18 protein-coding genes and 5 tRNA genes are annotated in these 20,994 nt (G+C 64.6%); all 23 read right to left on the minus strand.

The window, feature by feature from the left end; all coding sequences use genetic code 11:
• Positions 1 to 25: 25 nt before the first annotated feature.
• Positions 26 to 646, minus strand: coding sequence for a 50S ribosomal protein L3 (gene rplC, locus MSB02_RS09010; RefSeq protein WP_267194907.1), 621 nt, complete (start codon positions 644 to 646; stop codon positions 26 to 28).
• Positions 647 to 754: 108 nt separating this feature from the next.
• Positions 755 to 1,063, minus strand: coding sequence for a 30S ribosomal protein S10 (gene rpsJ / locus MSB02_RS09015; protein WP_267194908.1), 309 nt, complete (start codon positions 1,061 to 1,063; stop codon positions 755 to 757).
• A gap of 36 nt (positions 1,064 to 1,099) precedes the next feature.
• Positions 1,100 to 2,287 (minus strand): elongation factor Tu, encoded by a 1,188-nt coding sequence (tuf, locus tag MSB02_RS09020; protein ID WP_267194909.1) that lies wholly within the window; start codon positions 2,285 to 2,287, stop codon positions 1,100 to 1,102.
• A 10-nt stretch (positions 2,288 to 2,297) separates the two neighbouring features.
• Positions 2,298 to 4,394, minus strand: a complete 2,097-nt coding sequence (gene fusA / locus MSB02_RS09025) for an elongation factor G (RefSeq protein WP_267194910.1) — start codon at positions 4,392 to 4,394, stop codon at positions 2,298 to 2,300.
• Between the two features lie 34 nt (positions 4,395 to 4,428).
• Positions 4,429 to 4,899, minus strand: coding sequence for a 30S ribosomal protein S7 (gene rpsG, locus MSB02_RS09030; protein WP_267194911.1), 471 nt, complete (start codon positions 4,897 to 4,899; stop codon positions 4,429 to 4,431).
• 66 nt (positions 4,900 to 4,965) lie between these two features.
• Complete coding sequence (gene rpsL / locus MSB02_RS09035; protein ID WP_267194912.1) at positions 4,966 to 5,337, minus strand: 30S ribosomal protein S12; 372 nt, start codon at positions 5,335 to 5,337, stop codon at positions 4,966 to 4,968.
• A gap of 210 nt (positions 5,338 to 5,547) precedes the next feature.
• Complete coding sequence (locus tag MSB02_RS09040) at positions 5,548 to 9,792, minus strand: DNA-directed RNA polymerase subunit beta' (protein WP_267194913.1); 4,245 nt, start codon at positions 9,790 to 9,792, stop codon at positions 5,548 to 5,550.
• Positions 9,793 to 9,857: 65 nt separating this feature from the next.
• A complete protein-coding gene (rpoB, locus tag MSB02_RS09045) occupies positions 9,858 to 13,484 on the minus strand; it encodes a DNA-directed RNA polymerase subunit beta (protein ID WP_267194914.1) in 3,627 nt (1,208 codons plus the stop codon).
• A gap of 181 nt (positions 13,485 to 13,665) precedes the next feature.
• Positions 13,666 to 14,046 carry a 50S ribosomal protein L7/L12 gene (rplL, locus tag MSB02_RS09050; protein ID WP_267194915.1) on the minus strand — a complete coding sequence of 127 codons (381 nt, stop codon included), beginning with the start codon at positions 14,044 to 14,046 and terminating at the stop codon, positions 13,666 to 13,668.
• A gap of 72 nt (positions 14,047 to 14,118) precedes the next feature.
• Complete coding sequence (gene rplJ / locus MSB02_RS09055; RefSeq protein ID WP_267194916.1) at positions 14,119 to 14,640, minus strand: 50S ribosomal protein L10; 522 nt, start codon at positions 14,638 to 14,640, stop codon at positions 14,119 to 14,121.
• A gap of 298 nt (positions 14,641 to 14,938) precedes the next feature.
• Positions 14,939 to 15,646: a 50S ribosomal protein L1 gene (gene rplA / locus MSB02_RS09060; protein ID WP_267194917.1), complete on the minus strand. Its 708-nt coding sequence runs from the start codon at positions 15,644 to 15,646 to the stop codon at positions 14,939 to 14,941.
• A gap of 111 nt (positions 15,647 to 15,757) precedes the next feature.
• Complete coding sequence (rplK, locus tag MSB02_RS09065) at positions 15,758 to 16,183, minus strand: 50S ribosomal protein L11 (RefSeq protein WP_267194918.1); 426 nt, start codon at positions 16,181 to 16,183, stop codon at positions 15,758 to 15,760.
• 121 nt (positions 16,184 to 16,304) lie between these two features.
• Positions 16,305 to 16,835 (minus strand): transcription termination/antitermination protein NusG, encoded by a 531-nt coding sequence (nusG, locus tag MSB02_RS09070; protein ID WP_267194919.1) that lies wholly within the window; start codon positions 16,833 to 16,835, stop codon positions 16,305 to 16,307.
• A 6-nt stretch (positions 16,836 to 16,841) separates the two neighbouring features.
• On the minus strand, positions 16,842 to 17,075 hold the full coding sequence (secE, locus tag MSB02_RS09075; RefSeq protein ID WP_267194920.1) for a preprotein translocase subunit SecE: 234 nt from the start codon (positions 17,073 to 17,075) through the stop codon (positions 16,842 to 16,844).
• Between the two features lie 74 nt (positions 17,076 to 17,149).
• Positions 17,150 to 17,225, minus strand: a tRNA-Trp gene (locus MSB02_RS09080).
• 35 nt (positions 17,226 to 17,260) lie between these two features.
• Positions 17,261 to 17,410, minus strand: coding sequence for a 50S ribosomal protein L33 (gene rpmG / locus MSB02_RS09085; protein WP_267194921.1), 150 nt, complete (start codon positions 17,408 to 17,410; stop codon positions 17,261 to 17,263).
• A 167-nt stretch (positions 17,411 to 17,577) separates the two neighbouring features.
• On the minus strand, positions 17,578 to 18,765 hold the full coding sequence (gene tuf / locus MSB02_RS09090; protein ID WP_267194922.1) for an elongation factor Tu: 1,188 nt from the start codon (positions 18,763 to 18,765) through the stop codon (positions 17,578 to 17,580).
• A gap of 149 nt (positions 18,766 to 18,914) precedes the next feature.
• Positions 18,915 to 18,991, minus strand: a tRNA-Met gene (locus tag MSB02_RS09095).
• A gap of 32 nt (positions 18,992 to 19,023) precedes the next feature.
• Positions 19,024 to 19,099: transfer RNA gene (locus MSB02_RS09100), tRNA-Thr, on the minus strand.
• A 34-nt stretch (positions 19,100 to 19,133) separates the two neighbouring features.
• Positions 19,134 to 19,218: transfer RNA gene (locus MSB02_RS09105), tRNA-Tyr, on the minus strand.
• A 171-nt stretch (positions 19,219 to 19,389) separates the two neighbouring features.
• A complete protein-coding gene (locus MSB02_RS09110; protein ID WP_267194923.1) occupies positions 19,390 to 20,010 on the minus strand; it encodes a hypothetical protein in 621 nt (206 codons plus the stop codon).
• A gap of 183 nt (positions 20,011 to 20,193) precedes the next feature.
• Positions 20,194 to 20,268 (minus strand) — tRNA-Thr (locus MSB02_RS09115).
• A gap of 42 nt (positions 20,269 to 20,310) precedes the next feature.
• On the minus strand, positions 20,311 to 20,958 hold the full coding sequence (gene sigH, locus MSB02_RS09120) for an RNA polymerase sporulation sigma factor SigH (RefSeq protein WP_267194924.1): 648 nt from the start codon (positions 20,956 to 20,958) through the stop codon (positions 20,311 to 20,313).
• Positions 20,959 to 20,994: the final 36 nt, after the last annotated feature.

The following is a 20,994-nucleotide window of genomic DNA, read 5'->3' on the forward strand; positions in this document are numbered from 1 at the left end:
TCCTTAGTGCGAACCGACGCGCCGCTTATGCGAGGCGGATCGTCAGCAGGCTGTCCTTGCCACCGGGCACCGCGCCCTTGACGAGCATGAGGTTCTGCTCGGCGTCGACGCGCACGACCTCGACGTTGCGGACCGTGACGGTGTCGCCACCCATCTGGCCCGGAAGCCGAACACCCTTGAACACGCGGGACGGCGTGGAGGCCTGTCCCACGGAACCGGGTTCGCGGTGCGCGTGCGAGCCGTGGCCGCCAGGGCCGCCACGGAAGTTGTGCCGCTTCATGACACCCTGGAAACCTTTGCCCTTGCTGGTCCCGGTGATATGGACCTGCTGGCCCGCCTCGAAGCCCTCGACCGTCACGACCTGGCCGAGTTTCACGTCATCGCCATCCCCAACGGGAACCTCTGCGACGAACCGCTTGGGGGTGGTTCCCGCCTTCGCGAAGTGGCCGGTCATCGGCTTGTTGGAGCGCGACTCCTTGACGTCACCGAACGCGAGCTGGACAGCGCGGTAGCCGTCCCTGTCTTCCGTCCGGACCTGGGACACGACACAGGGGCCGGCTTCGATGACCGTGACCGGGATCAACCGGTCGTCATCGGACCAGACCTGGGTCATCCCCAGCTTCCTTCCGAGTATCGCTGTTGCCATCTCAGTGCCTTTCTTCCGTGCGGTCTATGGGACCCTGTGCGCCACACCACGTGACGCCTCCCAGAGGACCGCGCATCGTGACCGGCGCCCACGAGCGCCGGGAATACCCTAGAGCTTGATCTCGATGTCCACGCCAGCCGGCAGATCGAGACGCATCAGTGAATCGACCGTCTTGGCGGTGGGCTCGAGTATGTCGATGAGGCGCTTGTGCGTCCGCATCTCGAAGTGCTCGCGGCTGTCCTTGTTCACGTGCGGCGAGCGGATGACGCAGTACAGGTTGCGCTCAGTGGGAAGCGGGATCGGTCCCGCCACCTTGGCGCCGGTCTTCTGCGCCGTCTCGACGATCAGCTTCGTGGACTTGTCCACGATCTCATGATCGTACGCCTTGAGCCGGATGCGGATCTTCTGGTTCGCCAACTCACTTACCTCCGTCTTGTACGGCCTTCAAGAAGCCTACTTGATGATCTTCGTCACACGGCCCGAGCCGACGGTCCGGCCGCCCTCGCGGATAGCGAAGCGCAGGCCTTCCTCCATCGCGATGGGGCCGATGAGCTCGCCTTTGATCTCGACGTTGTCGCCGGGCATGACCATCTCGGTGCCCTCGGGCAGGTGCGCCACGCCGGTCACATCGGTGGTCCGGAAGTAGAACTGCGGACGGTAGCCGTCGAAGAACGGGGTGTGACGGCCGCCTTCCTCCTTGGTCAGGATGTAGACCTGGCCGAGGAACTCGGTGTGCGGGGTGATCGAACCGGGCTTGCAGAGCACCTGGCCGCGCTCGATCTCGTCGCGGGCGACGCCGCGCAGCAGCACGCCGATGTTGTCGCCGGCCTCGGCCTGGTCGAGCAGCTTGCGGAACATCTCCACGCCGGTGACGACGGTCTTGCGGGTCTCCTCGTGGATGCCCACGATCTCGACCTCGTCGCCGACCTTGACCACACCGCGCTCGACACGGCCGGTGGCAACGGTGCCGCGACCGGTGATGGTGAAGACGTCCTCGATGGCCATCAGGAACGGCTTGTCGGTCTCACGCTCGGGATCCGGGAAGTACGTGTCGACCGCGTCGAGCAGCTCCTGGATCGACGGCAGCCACTGATCATCGCCCTCCAGCGCCTTCAGAGCCGAGCCACGGATGACCGGGATGTTGTCACCGTCGAACTCGTACTCGGACAGCAGCTCGCGGACCTCCATCTCGACGAGCTCGAGGAGCTCCTCGTCGTCGACCATGTCGCACTTGTTGAGGTACACGACGATGTTCGGCACGCCGACCTGACGGGCGAGCAGGATGTGCTCGCGGGTCTGGGCCATCGGGCCGTCGGTGGCGGCGATCACGAGGATCGCGCCATCCATCTGCGCGGCACCGGTGATCATGTTCTTCACGTAGTCGGCGTGACCCGGGCAGTCGACGTGCGCGTAGTGGCGCTTGTCCGACTCGTACTCCACGTGCGCGATGGCGATGGTGATACCGCGCTCGCGCTCCTCGGGCGCCTTGTCGATGTTCTCGAACGGCGTGAAGTCGGCCATGCCCTTGGAGGCGCGGCACTTCGTGATCGCAGCCGTGAGCGTGGTCTTGCCGTGGTCGACGTGACCGATGGTGCCCACGTTCATGTGCGGTTTGGTGCGCTCGAACTTCTTCTTGGCCATGGCCGTCTCCCTAACCCTGCTCGCCGCCGCCGGCTTTGGCGACGATCTCTTCGGCGATGGACTTGGGAACAGGCTCATACGCCTTGAACTGCATCGTGTACGCGGCACGACCCTGGGTGCGCGAACGCAGGTCTGTGGCGTAGCCGAACATGTTGGCCAGCGGCACCTTGCCGTGCACGATCTGCGAGTTGCCGCGAGGCTCCATGCCCTCGATGTGGCCGCGGCGGCTCGAGAGGTCTCCCATGACGTCGCCCATGAACTCCTCGGGCGTGTCTACCTCGACCGACATCACAGGCTCGAGGATGACCGGGGCCGATTTCCGGAGCGCCTCCTTGATGCCCATCGAGCCGGCGATCTTGAACGCCATCTCGGAAGAGTCGACCTCGTGGTACGAGCCGTCGACCAGCTGGACTTTGATGTCGACGACCGGGTAGCCGGCGAGCACGCCTGTGGTGATCGCCTCCTGGATGCCCTTGTCCACCGACGGGATGTACTCCTTGGGGATCGAGCCACCCACGATCTTGTTCTCGAACGCATACCCGTCGCCGGGCTGCTGCGGCGTGACATTCAAGATCACGTGACCGTACTGGCCGCGGCCGCCGGTCTGGCGGACGAACTTGCCGTGGACGTCCGTGACCGCCTTGCCAGCCGTCTCGCGGTACGCGACCTGCGGCTTGCCGACGTTCGCCTCGACCTTGAACTCGCGCAGCAGCCGGTCGACGATGATCTCGAGGTGCAACTCACCCATACCCGCGATGATCGTCTGCCCGGTCTCCTCATCGGTGTGCACACGGAAGGTCGGGTCTTCTTCGGCGAGCTTGGCGAGCGCGGCTCCGAGCTTGTCCTGCTCGGCCTTGGTCTTGGGCTCGATGGCGATATCGATGACCGGGTCGGGGAACTCCATCGACTCGAGGAGGACCGGCGCATCCTCGCCGCACAGCGTGTCTCCTGTGGTGGTGTTCTTCAGCCCGACGGCCGCGACGATGTCGCCCGCATACACAGCGTCGACATCCTCACGATGGTTGGCGTGCATCTGGAGAAGGCGCCCGAAACGCTCCTTGTGACCCTTGGTCGCGTTGAGGACGTGCGAGCCTGCGGACATGGTCCCGGAGTACACGCGGAAGAAGGTCAGCTTCCCGACGAAGGGATCGGTCATGACCTTGAACGCCAGAGCGGCGAACGGCTCGTTGTCGTCGGCCTTGCGAACGACTTCCGAGTCGTCGCGGGTCGAGGTGCCCTTGACCGGGGGGATGTCGAGCGGACTCGGCAGGTAGTCGACGATGGCGTCGAGCAGCGCCTGCACGCCCTTGTTCTTGAACGATGCGCCGCACACGACGGGAGTGATGGCGCAGTCGATGGTCGCCGTGCGGATCGCGGCCTTCAGCTCGTCCTTGCTGATCTCCTCGTCGCCGAGGAACTTCTCAAGCAGCGCGTCGTCATACTCCGCTGCCGCCTCCACCAGGTCGTGGCGGCGTAGTTCCGCCTCATCGCGCAACTCGGCGGGGATGTCCTCGATCGTCGGGTTGATGCCCTTGTCGTCCTCGTTGAAGTGGATCGCATGCATCTCGATGAGGTCGATGATGCCGACGAACTCGTCCTCGGCGCCGATCGGCATCTGAAGCAGGACCGGCCTGGTGTCGAGGCGGTCCTTCATCATCTTGATGACGTTGAAGAAATCGGCCCCGGTGCGGTCCATCTTGTTGATGTAGGCCATGCGCGGCACGCCGTAACGGTCCGCCTGGCGCCACACGGTCTCGGACTGGGGCTGCACGCCGCCGACGGCGCAAAACACCGCGACGGTGCCGTCGAGCACGCGGAGCGAGCGCTCCACCTCGACCGTGAAGTCCACGTGGCCGGGCGTATCTATGATCTGGATGCGGTGGTCCTTCCAGAAGCACGTGGTGGCGGCCGACGTGATGGTGATGCCGCGCTCCTGCTCCTGCGCCATCCAGTCCATCGTGGCCGCACCGTCGTGCACCTCGCCGATCTTGTGCGTCCTGCCTGTGTAGAACAGGATGCGCTCGGTCGTCGTGGTCTTACCGGCGTCGATGTGCGCCATGATCCCGATGTTGCGGGTCATGGCCAGCGGTGTCCTCTTCGGTGCCATGTAGTCTACTCGTCCTCTTCCTCTGTCCGTCAGGCTACCAGCGGTAGTGGCTGAACGCGCGGTTCGACTCCGCCATCTTGTACAGGTCCTCGCGCTTCTTCACCGAGGCGCCCAGGCCGTTCGCCGCGTCCATGATCTCGCCGGCCAGCCGCTCGGCCATGGTCTTCTCGCGACGCTTGCGGGCATAACCCACGATCCAGCGGATAGCCAGCGTCGTCGAACGACGGGAGTTGACCTCGATCGGCACCTGATAGGTGGCGCCACCCACGCGCTTGGGCTTCACCTCGAGGGTCGGACGGACGTTGTCCATCGCCTTCTTGAACACGGAGAGCGGGTCCTGACCCATCTTCTGCTCGATGATGTCGAACGCGCCGTAGACGATGCGCTCGGCAAGCGACTTCTTGCCGTCGAGCAGCACCTTGTTGATGAGTTGGGTGACCAACCGGTTGTTGTAGACCGGATCGGCTACCACCTCACGACGCTGTGCGGATGCACGCCTTGGCATTCTTCACTCCTCTGCTCACACGAAGAGTCCGCCCGCAGTGGCAGGCGGACCGACGTAGATACGGTCTTACTTGGGCTTCTTGACCCCGTAACGCGAACGGGCCTGCTCACGCTTGCTGACGCCGGCCGCGTCGAGGGCGCCCCGGATGATCTTGTAGCGGACACCCGGAAGATCCTTCACTCGACCGCCACGCACGAGCACGATCGAATGCTCCTGGAGGTTGTGGCCGATTCCAGGGATGTACGCCGTGACCTCCATCTGGTTGGTCAGACGGACACGGGCGACCTTGCGAAGCGCTGAGTTCGGCTTCTTGGGCGTGGTGGTGTACACGCGCGTGCACACGCCGCGCTTCTGGGGGTTCCCCTTCAGCGCCGGCGTCTTGCTCTTGTCAACGGCCTGGGAACGGCCCTTGCGCACCAGCTGATTGATGGTGGGCACTACTCATCTCCTTCGTCCGAACGTGTCGCGCTGTATCTCACGGCGCCCGTTCCTTGGCGCCGACCGTAGTCGCAACGCGCAACTCTAACAAAGCACCAGGAGCATGTCAAACCACGCACCCGGGCGTATCCCATACTCCACCGCCACTTCGGGCGGACACACACCGGCCCCGGGGTCCCTCTCGGCTCCCGGGGCCGGCGAACGGTATCGCTACTGGTCGTTCCCCTGCGACTCCAGTTTGGCGTGGACGCCGCAGTAGTGGCCTTCCTTCGCCTTGTTGGGACAAGGCGTGCCGTCCACCCTGAAGGCCCGGCACAGGCCGTCGGAGTCGGCGAGCTTCGCGTGGATCCCACAGTACCGCGACCCCTCCTTGGCGGGATGGGTGCACGGGGTTCCGTCACCGAACGTCGCCTCGCACAGCCGCTGATGTGGCTCGTCAGCTGCCGGAGCCGCCTCATCGGGATCGAACACGACGCCCTCGAATCCGCTCACGTCGATGGTCTCCTCGGAGGTGTCGAGATCGAAGTCGGCGAAGAGCGCCTCCGTCTCCTCCTCCGTCAGGCCGCCTTCATCGATGGCGGGTCCGGGCAGCATGGCTTCCAGCTCGAGCAGCTCATCGGGCGCGAACTTGGGTAGCGGGCCGCCACCCTCCTCGGCGTTCCACTCAGCGGTCTGGCCGCGGTACGTGAGCTTCACCGACCGGTAGCGCTTCATGCCCGTGGCGGCCGGGATCAGCTTGCCGATGATGACGTTCTCCTTGAGGCCGAGCAGCTCGTCCGACTTGCCCGCGATCGCGGCGTCGGTGAGCACGCGCGTGGTCTCCTGGAACGAAGCCGCCGACAGGAAGCTGTCGGTCGCCAGCGAGGCCTTCGTGATGCCCAGCAGCACCGAGTGGCCCACTGCGGGCTCTCCGCCTTCGGCGATCACGCGCTCGTTCTCCGCCTCGTACTGCAGGCGGTCGACCAGCTGGCCCGGCAGGTACGAGGTGTCCCCCGCCTCGGTGACCGAGATCTTGCGCATCATCTGGCGAGCGATGACCTCGATGTGCTTGTCGTTGATGTCCACGCCCTGGCTCGCGTAGACGTCCTGGACCTCACGCACGATGTAGCCGAGGACCGACTTGGGGCCGCGAAGCAGCAACAGGTCGTGCGGGTTCACGGAGCCCTCGGTCAGCTGGGTACCGGCCTCCACGGCTGCGCCGTCGGCGATGCCCGGACGCAGGCGTGCACGGCGGGAGATCGTGTAGACCTTCTCCTTGCCGTCCTCGGCCGTGACAGTGAGCGTGCGCGTCTTGTCGCCTTCTTCGATGGTCAGCGCGCCTGTGATCTCGGCGAGCTGTGCCTGGCCCTTCGGCTTGCGTGCTTCGAAGAGCTCGGTGACACGCGGCAGACCGTGCGTGATGTCTTCACCGGCGACGCCGCCCGTGTGGAACGTACGCATCGTGAGCTGCGTGCCCGGCTCACCGATGGACTGTGCGGCGATGATGCCGACAGCGGTGCCGATATCCACCGGACGGCCCGCAGCCAGATCGAAGCCGTAGCACTTCTGACAGATGCCGTGCGACGCCCGGCACGTCATGACCGTCCGCGCCCGGATCGTCTCGATCCCGGCGTCGGCGAGACGCTGCATATCCTTGTCGTTCTTGATGTAATCGCCAGCATCGATCAGGACCTCACCGGTCTTTGGATCGGCCGCCGGCTCCAGCAGGCAGCGGCCGACGAGATCGTGGTCAGGCTGACCCTTGTCGTCGCTGACGCGGAACTCCATCGCCTCGTCGGTACCGCAGTCGCTCTCGCGGACGATGACGTCCTGCGCGACGTCGACCAGACGACGGGTGAGGTACCCGGAGTCGGCGGTCCTGAGCGCGGTGTCGGCCAGACCCTTGCGGGCGCCGTGCGTGGAGATGAAGTACTCCAGCACCGACAGGCCTTCCCGGAAGTTGGCCTTGATCGGGCGGTCGAGGATCTCACCCTTGGGGTTGGCCATCAGGCCTCGCATACCGGCGAGCTGACGGACCTGCTTGATGTTACCTCGAGCACCCGAGTGGGCCATCATGTAGATGGGGTTGAACTTATCGAAACTCGCAGCCATGGCGTCGCCCACCTCATCGGTGGCACGGGTCCACACCTCGACGATCTGGCGATGCCGCTCGTCCTTCGTGATGAGACCACGATCGTACTGCTGCTCGATCTTCTCGACGTCGTCTTCTGACCGGGCGATGATCTCAGGCTTGGCCTCCGGAACGGCGGCGTCGTACACGCCGACGGTGACGCCGGCCCGCGTGGCGTAGTGGAACCCGAGGCGCTTGACCTCATCGAGGATCGCGCCCATCTGTGTGGTCGAGTAGACGACGGAGCAGTCCTCGACGATCCGGGAGATCCCCTTCTTGTCCACGTCGTGGTTGATGTACGGGTAGTCGGACGGGAGCGAGCGGTTGAACGTGATGCGTCCCACCGTCGTCTCGATCCGGTCGCCGGCCTTCATCTCCTCGAAGACGCCTGTCGACGCCTCCACGACCAGGTCCTGCGTGAGACGCACCTTGATCACGGCCTGCAGGTCGAGATCGGCGCGGCTATCGTAGGCGAGCTGCGCGTCATCGAAGCTGGCGAAGAAGCGACCTTCGCCCTCCGCGCCTTCGCGCACTGTGGTGAGGTAGTACAGGCCGATGACCATGTCCTGCGAAGGAACGGTCAGCGGACGGCCGTGCGCCGGGCTCTTGATGTTGTTGGTGGAGAGCATGAGCGTGCGGGCCTCGGCCTGCGCCTCCGCGGAAAGCGGCAGGTGCACGGCCATCTGGTCGCCGTCGAAGTCCGCGTTGAACGCGGTGCACACGAGCGGGTGCAGGCGGATCGCCTTACCCTCGACGAGGATCGGCTCGAACGCCTGGATGCCCAGGCGGTGAAGCGTAGGCGCACGGTTGAGCATGACGGGGTGGTCTGAGATGACCTCTTCGAGGACGTCCCACACCACGTCGCGTCCGCGGTCCACCATGCGCTTGGCGCTCTTGATGTTCTGCGCGTACTCCATGTCCACGAGCCGCTTCATGACGAACGGCTTGAACAGCTCGAGCGCCATGACCTTCGGCAGACCGCACTGATGGAGCTTCAGCTCCGGACCCACCACGATGACCGAGCGACCGGAGTAGTCGACGCGCTTACCGAGCAGGTTCTGACGGAAGCGGCCCTGCTTGCCCTTCAACATGTCGCTGATGGACTTGAGCGGACGGTTGCCCGGGCCCGTGACGGGGCGACCGCGACGACCGTTGTCGAAGAGCGCGTCCACGGCCTCCTGCAACATCCGCTTCTCATTGTTCACGATGATCTCGGGCGCGCCGAGGTCGAGCAACCGCTTGAGGCGGTTGTTGCGGTTGATGACGCGCCGGTACAGGTCGTTCAGATCCGATGTCGCGAAGCGACCACCGTCAAGCTGCACCATCGGACGCAGGTCCGGCGGGATGACGGGGATCGCCTCGAGGATCATCCACTCGGCACGGTTGTCCGAGTGCAGGAACGCGGAAACGACCTTGAGGCGCTTGATCGCCTTCTGCTTCTTCTGACCCTTGCCCTCGTCGATCTGCTGCTTCAGATCGTCAGACAGGACCTTCATGTCGATCTGGCGGAGCAGGTCCTGGATGGCCTCCGCTCCCATGCCGCCACGGAAGTAGTCGCCGTAGCGGAGCTTCATCTCACGGTAGAGCGTCTCGTCGTTGACGAGGTCCTTGACCGCGAGCTTCTGGAAGCGGTCGAAGGCCTCGCGGAGCAGATCGCGCCGCTCCTCGAGTTCCTCCTCAAGGTCCTTGATGTCACGCTTCGCTTCGGCTTCGAGCTTCTTGATACGGTCGGCGGGGTCGACCTCCTCGTCGAAGGACTCACCCTCCTCGGGCTCGAGCTCGCCCTTCGCGATTGCGATGAGACGGTCGCGCTCGGCCTCGATCTGCGCCTTCTCCTCGGCCACGTCGGCTTCGAGGGACTGCACGTCGGATTCGAGCTCATCACGCAGCATCTCAAGATCGGCCTCGCGGTCCTCCTCGTTCACCGAAGTGATGATGGATGACGCGAAGTAGAGCACCTTCTCAAGATCGCGCGGGGCGATGTCGAGCAGGTAGCCCATTCGGCTCGGCACGCCCTTGAAGTACCAGATGTGCGAGACGGGGGCCGCGAGCTCGATATGGCCCATGCGCTCACGGCGCACCTTGGCACGCGTGACCTCCACGCCGCAGCGCTCGCAGATGATCCCCTTGAAGCGGACGCGCTTGTACTTCCCGCAGAAGCACTCCCAGTCCTTGGTAGGACCGAAGATCTTCTCGCAGAACAGGCCATCCTTCTCAGGCTTGAGCGTGCGGTAGTTGATGGTCTCGGGCTTCTTGACCTCGCCGCGTGACCACTGGCGTATCTGCTCCGAGCTGGCAAGCCCGATGCGGAGCTTATCGAAGTTGTTGACGTCGACGTCGAGCAACGTTCATTCCTCCATCCGGTGAGCGCCCCGAGTCGGGCGCCTACCCGTTCGTCCCGACCGGGCCCCTACTCGTCGCCACCAAGGGCGTTGTCATCGTCCCCGCTGAACTCCAGCGAGAGGTCGATCTCCGACGTGTCCAGGTCGTCGAGAGACTCGTCCGACCCGTCGTCCGCGCCACCGCGCCCGCCACCGGGACGCGCGCTTTCCATCCCGGTGAGGTCGAGTCCGAGCTCCTCAGCGGTGCGGAACACGTCGTCCTCGTCCTCCTTGAGCTCTATCTCCTCGCCAGTCTCCGAGACGATCTCCACGTCGAGACACAGCGACTGCATCTCCTTGACGAGGACCTTGAAGCTCTCGGGGATACCAGGCTCAGGGATGTTCTCACCCTTGACGATGGCCTCGTACGCTTTCACACGTCCGAGGACGTCGTCGGACTTGATGGTGAGGATCTCCTGGAGCACGTACGCGGCGCCATAGGCATACAGCGCCCAGACTTCCATCTCACCGAAACGCTGGCCACCGAACTGCGCCTTGCCTCCCAGCGGCTGCTGGGTGATCAGCGAGTACGGGCCCGTGGAACGCGCGTGGATCTTGTCGTCCACCAGGTGCAGCAGCTTCAGGATGTAGATCATGCCGATGGTGACCGGCTGGCGGAACGGCTCGCCGGTACGTCCGTCGAACAGCTGGGTCTTGCCCTCGTCGGAGATCGTGGGCACGACCGGGTCGTACACACGCTTGCCGTACCGGTCCTTCGCCTGGAGCTTGACGTTGCGGTCGGCCTTGGCGAGCGTCTCGGATATCTCATGCTCCTTGGCGCCGTCGAACACCGGCGTGGCGATGTGGATCGGCCCCGCTACCGGCGCGGTCTGCTTGGCTTCGTCGCTCCAGCCTACGCGTGCGGCCCAGCCGAGGTGCGTCTCGAGCAGCTGCCCGATGTTCATTCGGCTCGGCACGCCGAGCGGGTTGAGGATGATGTCGACCGGCGTGCCGTCGGCCAGGAACGGCATGTCCTCGATCGGGAGGATCTTGGAGATGACACCCTTGTTGCCGTGACGTCCGGCGAGCTTGTCGCCCTCCTGGATCTTGCGCTTCTGGGCGACGTACACCCGGACGAGCTCGTTCACACCCGGGTTGAGGTCGTCACCGTTGTCGCGGCTCATCTTGTGGACGGCGATCACACGGCCGGTCTCGCCGTGCGGCACCTTCAGCGAGGTGTCACGCACCTCGCGCGCCTTCTCACCGAAGATCGCGCGAAGCAGCCGCTCCTCGGCGGTGAGCTCGGTCTCACCCTTTGGTGTGACCTTGCCCACGAGCACGTCACCGGGGAAGACCTCGGCGCCGATGCGGATGATGCCGTCCTCGTCGAGGTTGGCCAGGACGTCCTCGCCGACGTTCGGGATCTCGCGCGTGATCTCCTCCGGGCCGAGCTTGGTGTCGCGCGCCTCCACCTCGTACTCCTCGATGTGTATCGAGGTGAGGAGGTCGTCGCGGACCACCCGCTCCGAAAGGATGATCGCGTCCTCGTAGTTGTAGCCCTCCCACGGCATGAACGCCACGAGCAGGTTCTGGCCGAGGGCCATCTCGCCAGCCTCGGTAGACGGTCCGTCAGCGAGCACCTGACCCTCGATGACCTTGTCACCAGTGGCGACAAGCGGACGATGGTTGATGCAGGTCCCCTGGTTCGACCTCGTGAACTTGGGGAGCACGTAACGATCGACACCGTCTTTGGTGGTGACCTCGATCGCCATGCTGTCGACATACGACACGGTGCCGGCACGCCGGGCGATCAGGATCTCGCCCGTGTCGACCGCCGCGCGATACTCCATACCGGTGCCGATCAACGGCGCTGACGGAGTGAGGAGCGGGACCGCCTGGCGCTGCATGTTCGAGCCCATCAGGGCGCGGTTGGCGTCGTCATGCTCAAGGAACGGGATGAGCGCGGTGGCGACCGAGACGATCTGGCGGGCGCTCACGTCCATCAGGTCGACGCGCTCGGGCTCCACGTCCTCCGGGTTCCCGCCCTTGGTGAGGCACAGCACGCGCTCGTTCAGGAACTTGCCGGTCTTGGGGTCGATCGGCTCCGCCGCCTGGGCGATGATGTAGGCTTCCTCGGCATCCGCCGTGAGGTAGACGATCTCGTCGGTCACCTTGCCCTTGACCACCGTGCGGTACGGCGTCTCGATGAAGCCGTACGGGTTGATGCGGGCGAACGTGGCCAGAGAGCCGATGAGGCCGATGTTCGGGCCTTCAGGCGTCTCGATGGGGCACATGCGACCGTAGTGCGACGGATGCACGTCACGGACTTCGAAGCCGGCACGCTCGCGCGACAGACCGCCGGGGCCGAGGGCCGAGACGCGACGCTTGTGCGTGAGGCCGGAGAGCGGGTTGGTCTGGTCCATGAACTGCGAGAGCTGCGAGGAGCCGAAGAACTCCTTGATCGAGGCCACGATCGGCCTGATGTTGATGAGCGACTGCGGCGTGATCTGCTCCACATCCTGCGTCGTCATGCGCTCACGGACCACGCGCTCCATGCGCGCCAGACCGATGCGGAACTGGTTCTGGATCAACTCTCCCACGCTTCGCACCCGACGGTTGCCGAAGTGGTCGATGTCGTCGATCTCGTAGCCGCGATCGGCGTCACCGAGCCGGACGGTCTCGAACTTGGCGCGGATCGTGGAAGCGACATCGTCCGTGATGTGCTCGCGGTAGTCCTGCTCCCACAGGCCGACGAGGAACTTCAGCATGCCCACGACGTCCTCGTTCGTGAGCGTGTGGACCTCCTCGGGGATCGACACTTCGAGCTTGCGGTTCAACATGAACCGGCCGACCTTGCCGAGATCGTAGCGCTGCGGGTTGAAAAAGAGGCCGTCGAGGAGCGACCGTGCGGACTCCACGTTCGCGGGCTCGCCGGGACGGAGTCGCTTGTACAGCTCGATCAGAGCCTCTTCGCGGGTGGTCGTGTGGTCGCGTGCGAGCGTCTGGCGCACCACGAAGGTGTCCCCGAGGATGTCGACCATCTCCTCCTCGGTCTCCGCGATGCCCAACGCGCGGATGAGCACCGTTGCCGGCACCTTGCGCTTGCGGTCGACGCGCACGTACGCCTCGCCGAACTGCTTGTCGATCTCCATCGGACGACCGGCTGCCACCCATGAGAACCACGGGCGGCCGATCTCGAACTCCAGCCACGCGCCGCGGCTCGGGATGACCGATCCGACCGCGTAGCTCTTGTTGTTACGCACATCCCACTTGAAGTACGCGCCGGGTGACCGCACCAACTGCGATACGACCACGCGCTCGGTGCCGTTGATGACGAAGGTGCCGCGATCGGTCATGAGCGGGAAATCGCCCATGAAGACCTGCTGCTCCTTCATCTCGCCGGTCTCTTTGTTGATGAAGCGCACCTCCACGAACAAGGGCGCCTGGTAGGACATGTCCTTCTCCTTGCACTCCTCCACGGAGTACTTCGCGTCACCGAACTCGTGCGCGCCGAACTCCACCGCAAGCGTGTCGGTGAAGTCGCTGATCGGAGATATGTCCTGGAACGTGTCCTGGAGTCCCTCTTCGAGGAACCATTTGAAACTGTCTGTCTGTATCGCGATGAGATTGGGGACCTCTAGGATCTCCGGGATCTTCGCGAACGAACGGCGCAGGCGAGCACCTGCGGGAACGGGGGAACCTGCTTCGCGCGGCACCAGGTTATTCCTCCTTATACCCGAGCGGCGTACTGAGAGTCGCAAACGTTCAGTCTACCGAAGGTGATTCCCCCGGTCAACTAGCGCTTGACGTATCGTGTGCGTCGTGGCCGGCGGCGCTTGAGCGCCGCCGGCCACGAACCTGTCACGGGGCCGTATAGCTCCCCGCTTTGGCTCAGAGCTACTTGACCTCGACGGTGGCGCCGGCTTCCTCGAGCTTGGCCTTGGCCTCGTCGGCCTTCTCCTTGTTCACGCCCGTGAGGACCGCCTTCGGGGCTGAGTCCACGAGGTCCTTGGCCTCCTTGAGACCGAGGCTCGAGTCGAGCTCACGCACGACCTTGATGACCTGGATCTTCGTGCCTCCAGCCGAGGCGATGACCACGTCGAAGCTGTCCTTCTCCTCCACGGCGGCGACTTCGCCGGCGGCAGGAGCGGCGGCGGCCACAGGCGCGGCAGCCGAGACACCGAAGACCTCTTCCATCTCCTTGACGAGCTCGGCGAGCTCGAGGGCCGGAGCGGCCTTGACCCACTCGAGGATGTCTTCACGCTTGAGATCAGCCATTGCTTGATACTCCTTCTGTGTTCCGGGACCTGACGACGGCGCCGCAGGTCCGTATACGTCGATACTCTTTGCCTATGCGGCAGCCTTCTGATCCGCCACGGCCTGGACGGCGCGAGCGAATGCGCCCGCGGGGGCGTTCGCCATGGCCATGAAGTTCCGAAGCGGGTTGAGCATGGTACCCATGAGCTTCGCGATGAGTTCCTCGCGGGACGGCAGCGATGCGATCGCCTTGACGGCTTCCGCATCGACCAACTGCCCGTCGATGTAGCCACCCTTGAAGGAGAAGACCTTGTGCTCCTTCGCGAAGGCCAGAAGGCCCTTCGCTGTCGCGACCGGATCCTCAGGAGTGAAGACGAACGCCGTCGGCCCCTCCAGGTACTCGTCCATGTTCGGCATATCCAGCTCGCGGATGGCGATCTGAGCGAGCGAGTTCTTGTACACCGTGATCACGGCGCCCATGTCGCGAACAGACGTGCGCAGCTGCCGCATCTCCTTCACCGTAAGACCACGGTAGTCGGCCATGATCAGGCCGCTGGAGCCGGTCAGCCGCTCCTTGATCTCGGCTACCTGCTGCTGCTTCTCGTTCGTTGGCATACACTCACCTCCCTTCCGGCACGCGACCACGCCTGCGGGCTCTGGCCGCTCCATCGGAAATGCTCCCGAATGCGACGTGGCCCCCGCCGGTGAGTGCGGAGGCCACGTTACGATGACGCCTGCGCGTCTGACGTTCGATGGTCGCTCCACCTCGGCTGGCGGGACCGGGCCCGGTCCCTTTCGACCCGGATGCCTCCGGGTACCTGCTGTCTACGGCAGCGTTCGTGCGTGCGTTTTCAAATGCGAGCGGGTGCGATTATCCACGCCCCGGCCCTATAGTGCAAGCCCGGATCGGCCGTCAGGCCTCTTCGAGCAGGTTGCGCGTCTTCAACGGATCCACCTTGATCCCGGGGCCCATCGTCGTCGAGACGGTGATCGACTTGATGTAGCGACCCTTGGATGAGGCGGGCTTCACACGCAGGATCTCGTCGAGCAGCGCCCCGTAGTTCTCCACGAGCGCCTCGACACTGAAGGACTTCTTTCCGATACCCACGTGCGCGATACCGTACTTGTCGGCTCGATACTCCACGCGGCCCGCCTTCAGCTCCTTCACGACCCGGCCGACATCCATGGTGACCGTGCCAAGCTTGGGGTTCGGCATGAGGCCGCGGGTGCCGAGGATCTTGCCGAGACGACCGACCTTGGACATCATGTCCGGCGTCGCCACCGTGGCGTCGAAGTCGAGGAATCCGCCGGAGATGCGCTCCACGAGGTCATCGGCACCAACGACATCGGCGCCCGCCTCCTCGGCCTCCTTCGCCTTCTCGCCCTGGGCGAACACGGCGACACGGACGGTCTTGCCGGTGCCCTGCGGCAGCGAGATGCTCCCGCGAACCTGCTGGTCGGCCTGGCGGGTGTCGATGCCGAGACGGAAGTGGACCTCCACCGTTTCATCGAACGCGGCTGAGGCGACCTCCTTGGCGAGCCTGATCGCCTCGAGCGGCGCGTAGAGCCGCTCCCGGTCCACCGCAGCCTGCGCGGCCGCGAACTTCTTACCTCGCTTCATCGTTCCTCCTCGTGGTCAGCGGGCAGCGAGTGCCCTCCCACATCACGCGACCGGCCGGATGCCGGACGCGAAACCTTCACGCAGACGCCGCTACACCCGGCGGCGGCCCGCCTAACCCTCTACCGTGATACCCATCGAACGGGCGGTACCCGCGATGATCTTCATGGCACCCTCGACGTCGTTGGCGTTCAGGTCGGGCATCTTGGTCTCGGCGATCTCACGAAGCTGGGCCTGGGTGACTGTAGCCACCTTCGTGCGGTTGGGCGTTGCCGAGCCGGACTCGATCCCGGCGGCCTGCTTGAGCAGGACGGCCGCGGGAGGAGTCTTGAGGATGTAGGTGAACGAGCGGTCCTCGTACACGGTAATCTCGACCGGGATGATGGTGCCCATCTTGTCCTGCGTGTCGGCGTTGAACGCCTGGCAGAACTGCATGATGTTCACCTGGTGCTGGCCGAGGGCCGGGCCGACAGGCGGGGCCGGGTTGGCCTGTCCTGCCGGGATCTGCAGTTTGATGAATCCGACGACTTTCTTCGCCATCTGTTCCGTCCTCACTCCTCGGCGTCTCGATCGACGCCGTTGACGTTCCTTCTCAACCGAGCGATCCCTCACGAGAAGCCCGGTGGCAGCATCCCCCACCGGCGCGAGCGGACTCGCTTCGTTACAACTTGGCCACCTGGTCGAAACTGAGCTCGACCGGCGTCTCGCGGCCGAAGATGGAGACCAACACCTTCAGCTTGCCCTGATCGGCGTTGACCTCGGCGATCACGCCATCGAAGTCCTCGAGAGGACCGGACGTGACCTTCACAGGCATGCCGTCGATGAAGTCGGTCATCGTGCGAGGCTTAGCCGACGCAGACACCCTGCCCTTGATCCGCTCGACCTCGGCGCGGGACAGCGGCACCGGCTTGGCCTGGGCGCCCACGAACCCGGTGACACCCGGCGTGTTGCGGACGACGTACCAGGAGTCGTCGTCGAGCTCCATCTGCACCAGGATATAGCCCGGGAAGACCTTCTTCTCGCTCGTGACCTTGCGGCCGCCGGCCTTGAGGTCGGTCACGGTCTCCTTGGGGATGAGGACGTCGAAGATCTTGTCCTGTACGCCCATGGAGTCGATCCGGTGACGGAGGTTGGTGGCCACCTTGTTCTCGTAGCCCGAGTATGTGTGTATGACGTACCACTTCTTGGCCATGACGTCCTACCTGCCCATCCCGGCGAGCACGTCTATGAAGACGAACGACGAGATGTTGTCGATGACGAGCGTGAAGAGCACGAAGAATATGAGTGTCACGACCACGATCACGCTGGAACTCAGCACTTCCTGACGCGACGGCCAGACCACGCGCTTGAGTTCACCCTTGACGTCCTTGAAGTACTGGCCGATGCGCTTGAACACACCCGGCTTCGCGGCGCTCTTCTTGCCCTGGCCCATGCGTTTCACACCTCTTCCGCCCCGCCGTGAGCGGGACCGGTATCTCATGCCGCACACTGCGGCCGATCCGTATCTGGCAGGGCAGGAGGGATTCGAACCCCCAACATCCGGTTTTGGAGACCGGCGCTCTACCGTTGGAGCTACTGCCCTGTAACGCGCCTTGCGACGCGGTGTAACCCGACCCGCTAGCGGGTCTCCTTGTGGAGCGTGTGGGTCTGGCACCACTTGCAGTACTTCTTGTACTCGATGCGCTCCGGGTTGTTCTGCTTGTTCTTGTTCGTCGTATAGTTTCGCCGCTTGCACTCTGTGCACGCCAGCGTGACGAGCGTTCTCATCGTTCCTCCTCACGACCGTGGACCGGACCATCCGGCCACTGGCCGCACGATAGCGTAATCTAACACCCGCTCTAGAGCACTGTCAAAAACACGACACCGCGCATGAGCGGCGAAAACGGGGCCTGGCCATGTGCCAGGCCCCGTCTCGGTTCTGATGGGGTGAAGACCTACTTGATGATCTTCGTCACACGGCCCGAGCCGACGGTCCGGCCGCCCTCGCGGATAGCGAAGCGCAGGCCTTCCTCCATCGCGATGGGGCCGATGAGCTCGCCTTTGATCTCGACGTTATCGCCGGGCATGACCATCTCGGTGCCCTCGGGCAGGTGCGCCACGCCGGTCACGTCGGTGGTCCGGAAGTAGAACTGCGGACGGTAGCCGTCGAAGAACGGGGTGTGACGGCCGCCTTCCTCCTTGGTCAGGATGTAGACCTGGCCGAGGAACTCGGTGTGCGGGGTGATCGAACCGGGCTTGCAGAGCACCTGGCCGCGCTCGATCTCGTCGCGGGCGACGCCGCGCAGCAGCACGCCGATGTTGTCGCCGGCCTCGGCCTGGTCGAGCAGCTTGCGGAACATCTCCACGCCGGTGACGACGGTCTTGCGGGTCTCCTCGTGGATGCCCACGATCTCGACCTCGTCGCCGACCTTGACCACACCGCGCTCGACACGGCCGGTGGCAACGGTGCCGCGACCGGTGATGGTGAAGACGTCCTCGATGGCCATCAGGAACGGCTTGTCGGTCTCACGCTCGGGATCCGGGAAGTACGTGTCGACCGCGTCGAGCAGCTCCTGGATCGACGGCAGCCACTGATCATCGCCCTCCAGCGCCTTCAGAGCCGAGCCACGGATGACCGGGATGTTGTCACCGTCGAACTCGTACTCGGACAGCAGCTCGCGGACCTCCATCTCGACGAGCTCGAGGAGCTCCTCGTCGTCGACCATGTCGCACTTGTTGAGGTACACGACGATGTTCGGCACGCCGACCTGACGGGCGAGCAGGATGTGCTCGCGGGTCTGGGCCATCGGGCCGTCGGTGGCGGCGATCACGAGGATCGCGCCGTCCATCTGGGCGGCACCGGTGATCATGTTCTTCACGTAGTCGGCGTGACCCGGGCAGTCGACGTGCGCGTAGTGGCGCTTGTCCGACTCGTACTCCACGTGCGCGATGGCGATGGTGATACCGCGCTCGCGCTCCTCGGGAGCCTTGTCGATGTCCTCGAACGGCGTGAAGTCGGCCAGGCCCTTGTCCGCCTGGGTCTTCGTGATCGCAGCCGTGAGCGTGGTCTTGCCGTGGTCGACGTGACCGATGGTGCCGATGTTCATGTGCGGCTTGGTGCGCTCGAACTTCTTCTTGGCCATGAGTCTCCTCCTTCTGGGACCTGCTGGCGACCGTGCCGGTCGCGGGCTGAAGATCCCGCCTCCGGCCTGCTTCCCCCGCGGCGCGGGGATCGCAGTATCGTATCTAGCTATCGTGTGCACGTGACGCTTCCGCGTCTCCGTTTGATGCCTGGTAGCGGCGACTGGACTCGAACCAGTGACATCACGGGTATGAACCGTGTGCTCTAACCAACTGAGCTACGCCGCCTCGAACCGGCCAGGCGGCCGGCACGTGGACGGTGGAGCCCACAACCGGACTTGAACCGGTGACCTCTTCCTTACCAAGGAAGTGCTCTACCGACTGAGCTATGTGGGCGGATACGCCTTGCGCTTGCAAGACGGGGTGATCGTGGTGGGAGCGCTTGGATTCGAACCAAGGTAGGCATAGCCAACGGGTTTACAGCCCGTCCCCTTTAGCCACTCGGGCACACTCCCGACAATAAAAAAGCCGTGCTCTATCACATTTTCAAGTTGCTTGCCTGGCGACAGGCGAAAGGAATACTACTGCATCGCCAAGAACAGTGTCAACGACTACAACGGTGCCGGGCGTATCCAATACAAGCGCCCAGGCGCACCGCGACCGAACCGCACAAGACGGCACCCGGCCTACCGGACGTCGAGGAAACGATAGACGGGACCCACCAGCCTCACCCCTGGCACAGCCGACTCCAGGTCGGCGAACGGCACGATGCGCTGCCATGAGGACCGTCCTCCGGTTATCACAGGCCGGGGCGCGAATCGGCCGCCCTCCCTGGAGAACCAATCACGCAGCGGCGCCATGGGAATGATACGCAGGTCGTCCCGCTCGATCCCGAGCTCGGAGAGGAACACTCCGTCAGGAGCGGACAGCAGGGCGGCGACCTCCGCCTCGGGCCGGGGGATCGCCATCCGATAGTACATGAGGTCGTCCGCTCGTGACGAATACACCCAGCCTGGGGTGCGGGTCGCCACGTCGGCGGTCTCCTCCAGTGCGTACGCACGCGCCTCGGCGCGATAGTACGGAAGCGCACGATCCGCGATGTGCGCGGGATCGGTACCGTAGTACGTGTCCACCCTGACCCGCGCGCTCCGCGGCACCCCCGCGAGGACGTACCGGATGTCCACACCAGCCGGATCCTCGCGCCGGGCAGGCGTCTGTTCCACCTGGGTCCCGCCCGTCCTCGCGATGTGTGCGGCCAGGACCCGCTTGGCGACCTCGCGTGCCAGACCTGCCCCTGTCGGCTGCATGCGCCCCTCCTCCCGCAGCGCACCTCCGGACGATACCGCACATGCCGGAGCGGATGCGCTCACCCGGGATGCGGTCACGATAGGCGTCTGCCGCTCTCCATGCTAGCCCAACCGGGAGAACGCGAGAAGGATGCCCGACGGAAACACCGCGGCCCGGACCAAGGTCCGGGCCGATATTCCAGGTGGAGCCGGCGGAGGGAGTCGAACCCACAACCTATCGCTTACAAGGCGATTGCTCTGCCGTTGAGCTACGCCGGCGGCCCGCCTATTGTAACGACGTCCGCCGGACGAGGCCACCTGTCAGCAGGCGCGACAAACCTCGATCTGGAACTCGATCTTGCGCTTGATGCGCTGAAGCGCGTTGTCGATCGACTTCACTCCCCGCTCAAGGGCGTCCGCCACCTCCTGGTAGGACTTCCCCTCCACGTAGAGGCGCAGCACCTCTTTCTCGAAGGGTGACAGCACCTGGAGGAATCCCTCCCGGATGCTCGCCGTCTCCCAGGCAGCGATGACGATCTCCGCGGGATCGCAGACCTCACGAGCCGCGAGGATGTCGGCGAGCACACGGTCGCCCTCTTCCTCGGCGCTGGTGGATCGGCTGAGCGACACGTATGTGTTCAGCGGAGAATGCTTCTGCCGGCTTGCCGACTTGATCGCGGTGATCAGCTGACGGGTGATGCACAGCTCAGCGAACGAACGGAAGCTGGCCTGGCGGGAGGGGTCGTAATCGCGGATCGCCTTGTACAGGCCGATCATGCCCTCCTGGATGACATCGTCTCGATCCGCGCCTGCAAGGAAGTAAGAGCGCGCCTTGCAACGCACGAATCCTTTGTACCTCGAGACGAGCACGGCACTCGCCGCTTCGTTGCCCTGCTGCGCCGCACAGATGAGCGTCATCTCGTCGCAGCGATCGAGTCTACGTCGTGAGTCCCCAAGCGTCCTTTGCAAAGGCCTAGTCCCTCCCGCGAATCCCCCCGCAATCGG

Origin of the sequence: Anaerosoma tenue (assembly GCF_023161965.1) — a bacterium.
In the GTDB taxonomy this organism is placed as follows: domain Bacteria; phylum Actinomycetota; class Coriobacteriia; order Anaerosomatales; family Anaerosomataceae; genus Anaerosoma; species Anaerosoma tenue.

What these genes read in the sequence shown, in the direction of transcription:
- rplA (WP_267194917.1), bottom strand. Translation starts at nt 15,646, where the DNA reads ATGAAGCGAGGTAAGAAGTTCGCGGCCGCGCAGGCTGCGGTGGACCGG.
- rpmG (WP_267194921.1), bottom strand. Translation starts at nt 17,410, where the DNA reads ATGAGAACGCTCGTCACGCTGGCGTGCACAGAGTGCAAGCGGCGAAAC.
- fusA (WP_267194910.1), bottom strand. Translation starts at nt 4,394, where the DNA reads ATGGCACCGAAGAGGACACCGCTGGCCATGACCCGCAACATCGGGATC.
- rplK (WP_267194918.1), bottom strand. Translation starts at nt 16,183, where the DNA reads ATGGCGAAGAAAGTCGTCGGATTCATCAAACTGCAGATCCCGGCAGGA.
- tuf (WP_267194909.1), bottom strand. Translation starts at nt 2,287, where the DNA reads ATGGCCAAGAAGAAGTTCGAGCGCACCAAACCGCACATGAACGTGGGC.
- nusG (WP_267194919.1), bottom strand. Translation starts at nt 16,835, where the DNA reads ATGGCCAAGAAGTGGTACGTCATACACACATACTCGGGCTACGAGAAC.
- MSB02_RS09110 (WP_267194923.1), bottom strand. Translation starts at nt 20,010, where the DNA reads ATGCAGCCGACAGGGGCAGGTCTGGCACGCGAGGTCGCCAAGCGGGTC.
- secE (WP_267194920.1), bottom strand. Translation starts at nt 17,075, where the DNA reads ATGGGCCAGGGCAAGAAGAGCGCCGCGAAGCCGGGTGTGTTCAAGCGC.
- rplJ (WP_267194916.1), bottom strand. Translation starts at nt 14,640, where the DNA reads ATGCCAACGAACGAGAAGCAGCAGCAGGTAGCCGAGATCAAGGAGCGG.
- rplC (WP_267194907.1), bottom strand. Translation starts at nt 646, where the DNA reads ATGGCAACAGCGATACTCGGAAGGAAGCTGGGGATGACCCAGGTCTGG.
- rplL (WP_267194915.1), bottom strand. Translation starts at nt 14,046, where the DNA reads ATGGCTGATCTCAAGCGTGAAGACATCCTCGAGTGGGTCAAGGCCGCT.
- tuf (WP_267194922.1), bottom strand. Translation starts at nt 18,765, where the DNA reads ATGGCCAAGAAGAAGTTCGAGCGCACCAAGCCGCACATGAACATCGGC.
- rpsG (WP_267194911.1), bottom strand. Translation starts at nt 4,899, where the DNA reads ATGCCAAGGCGTGCATCCGCACAGCGTCGTGAGGTGGTAGCCGATCCG.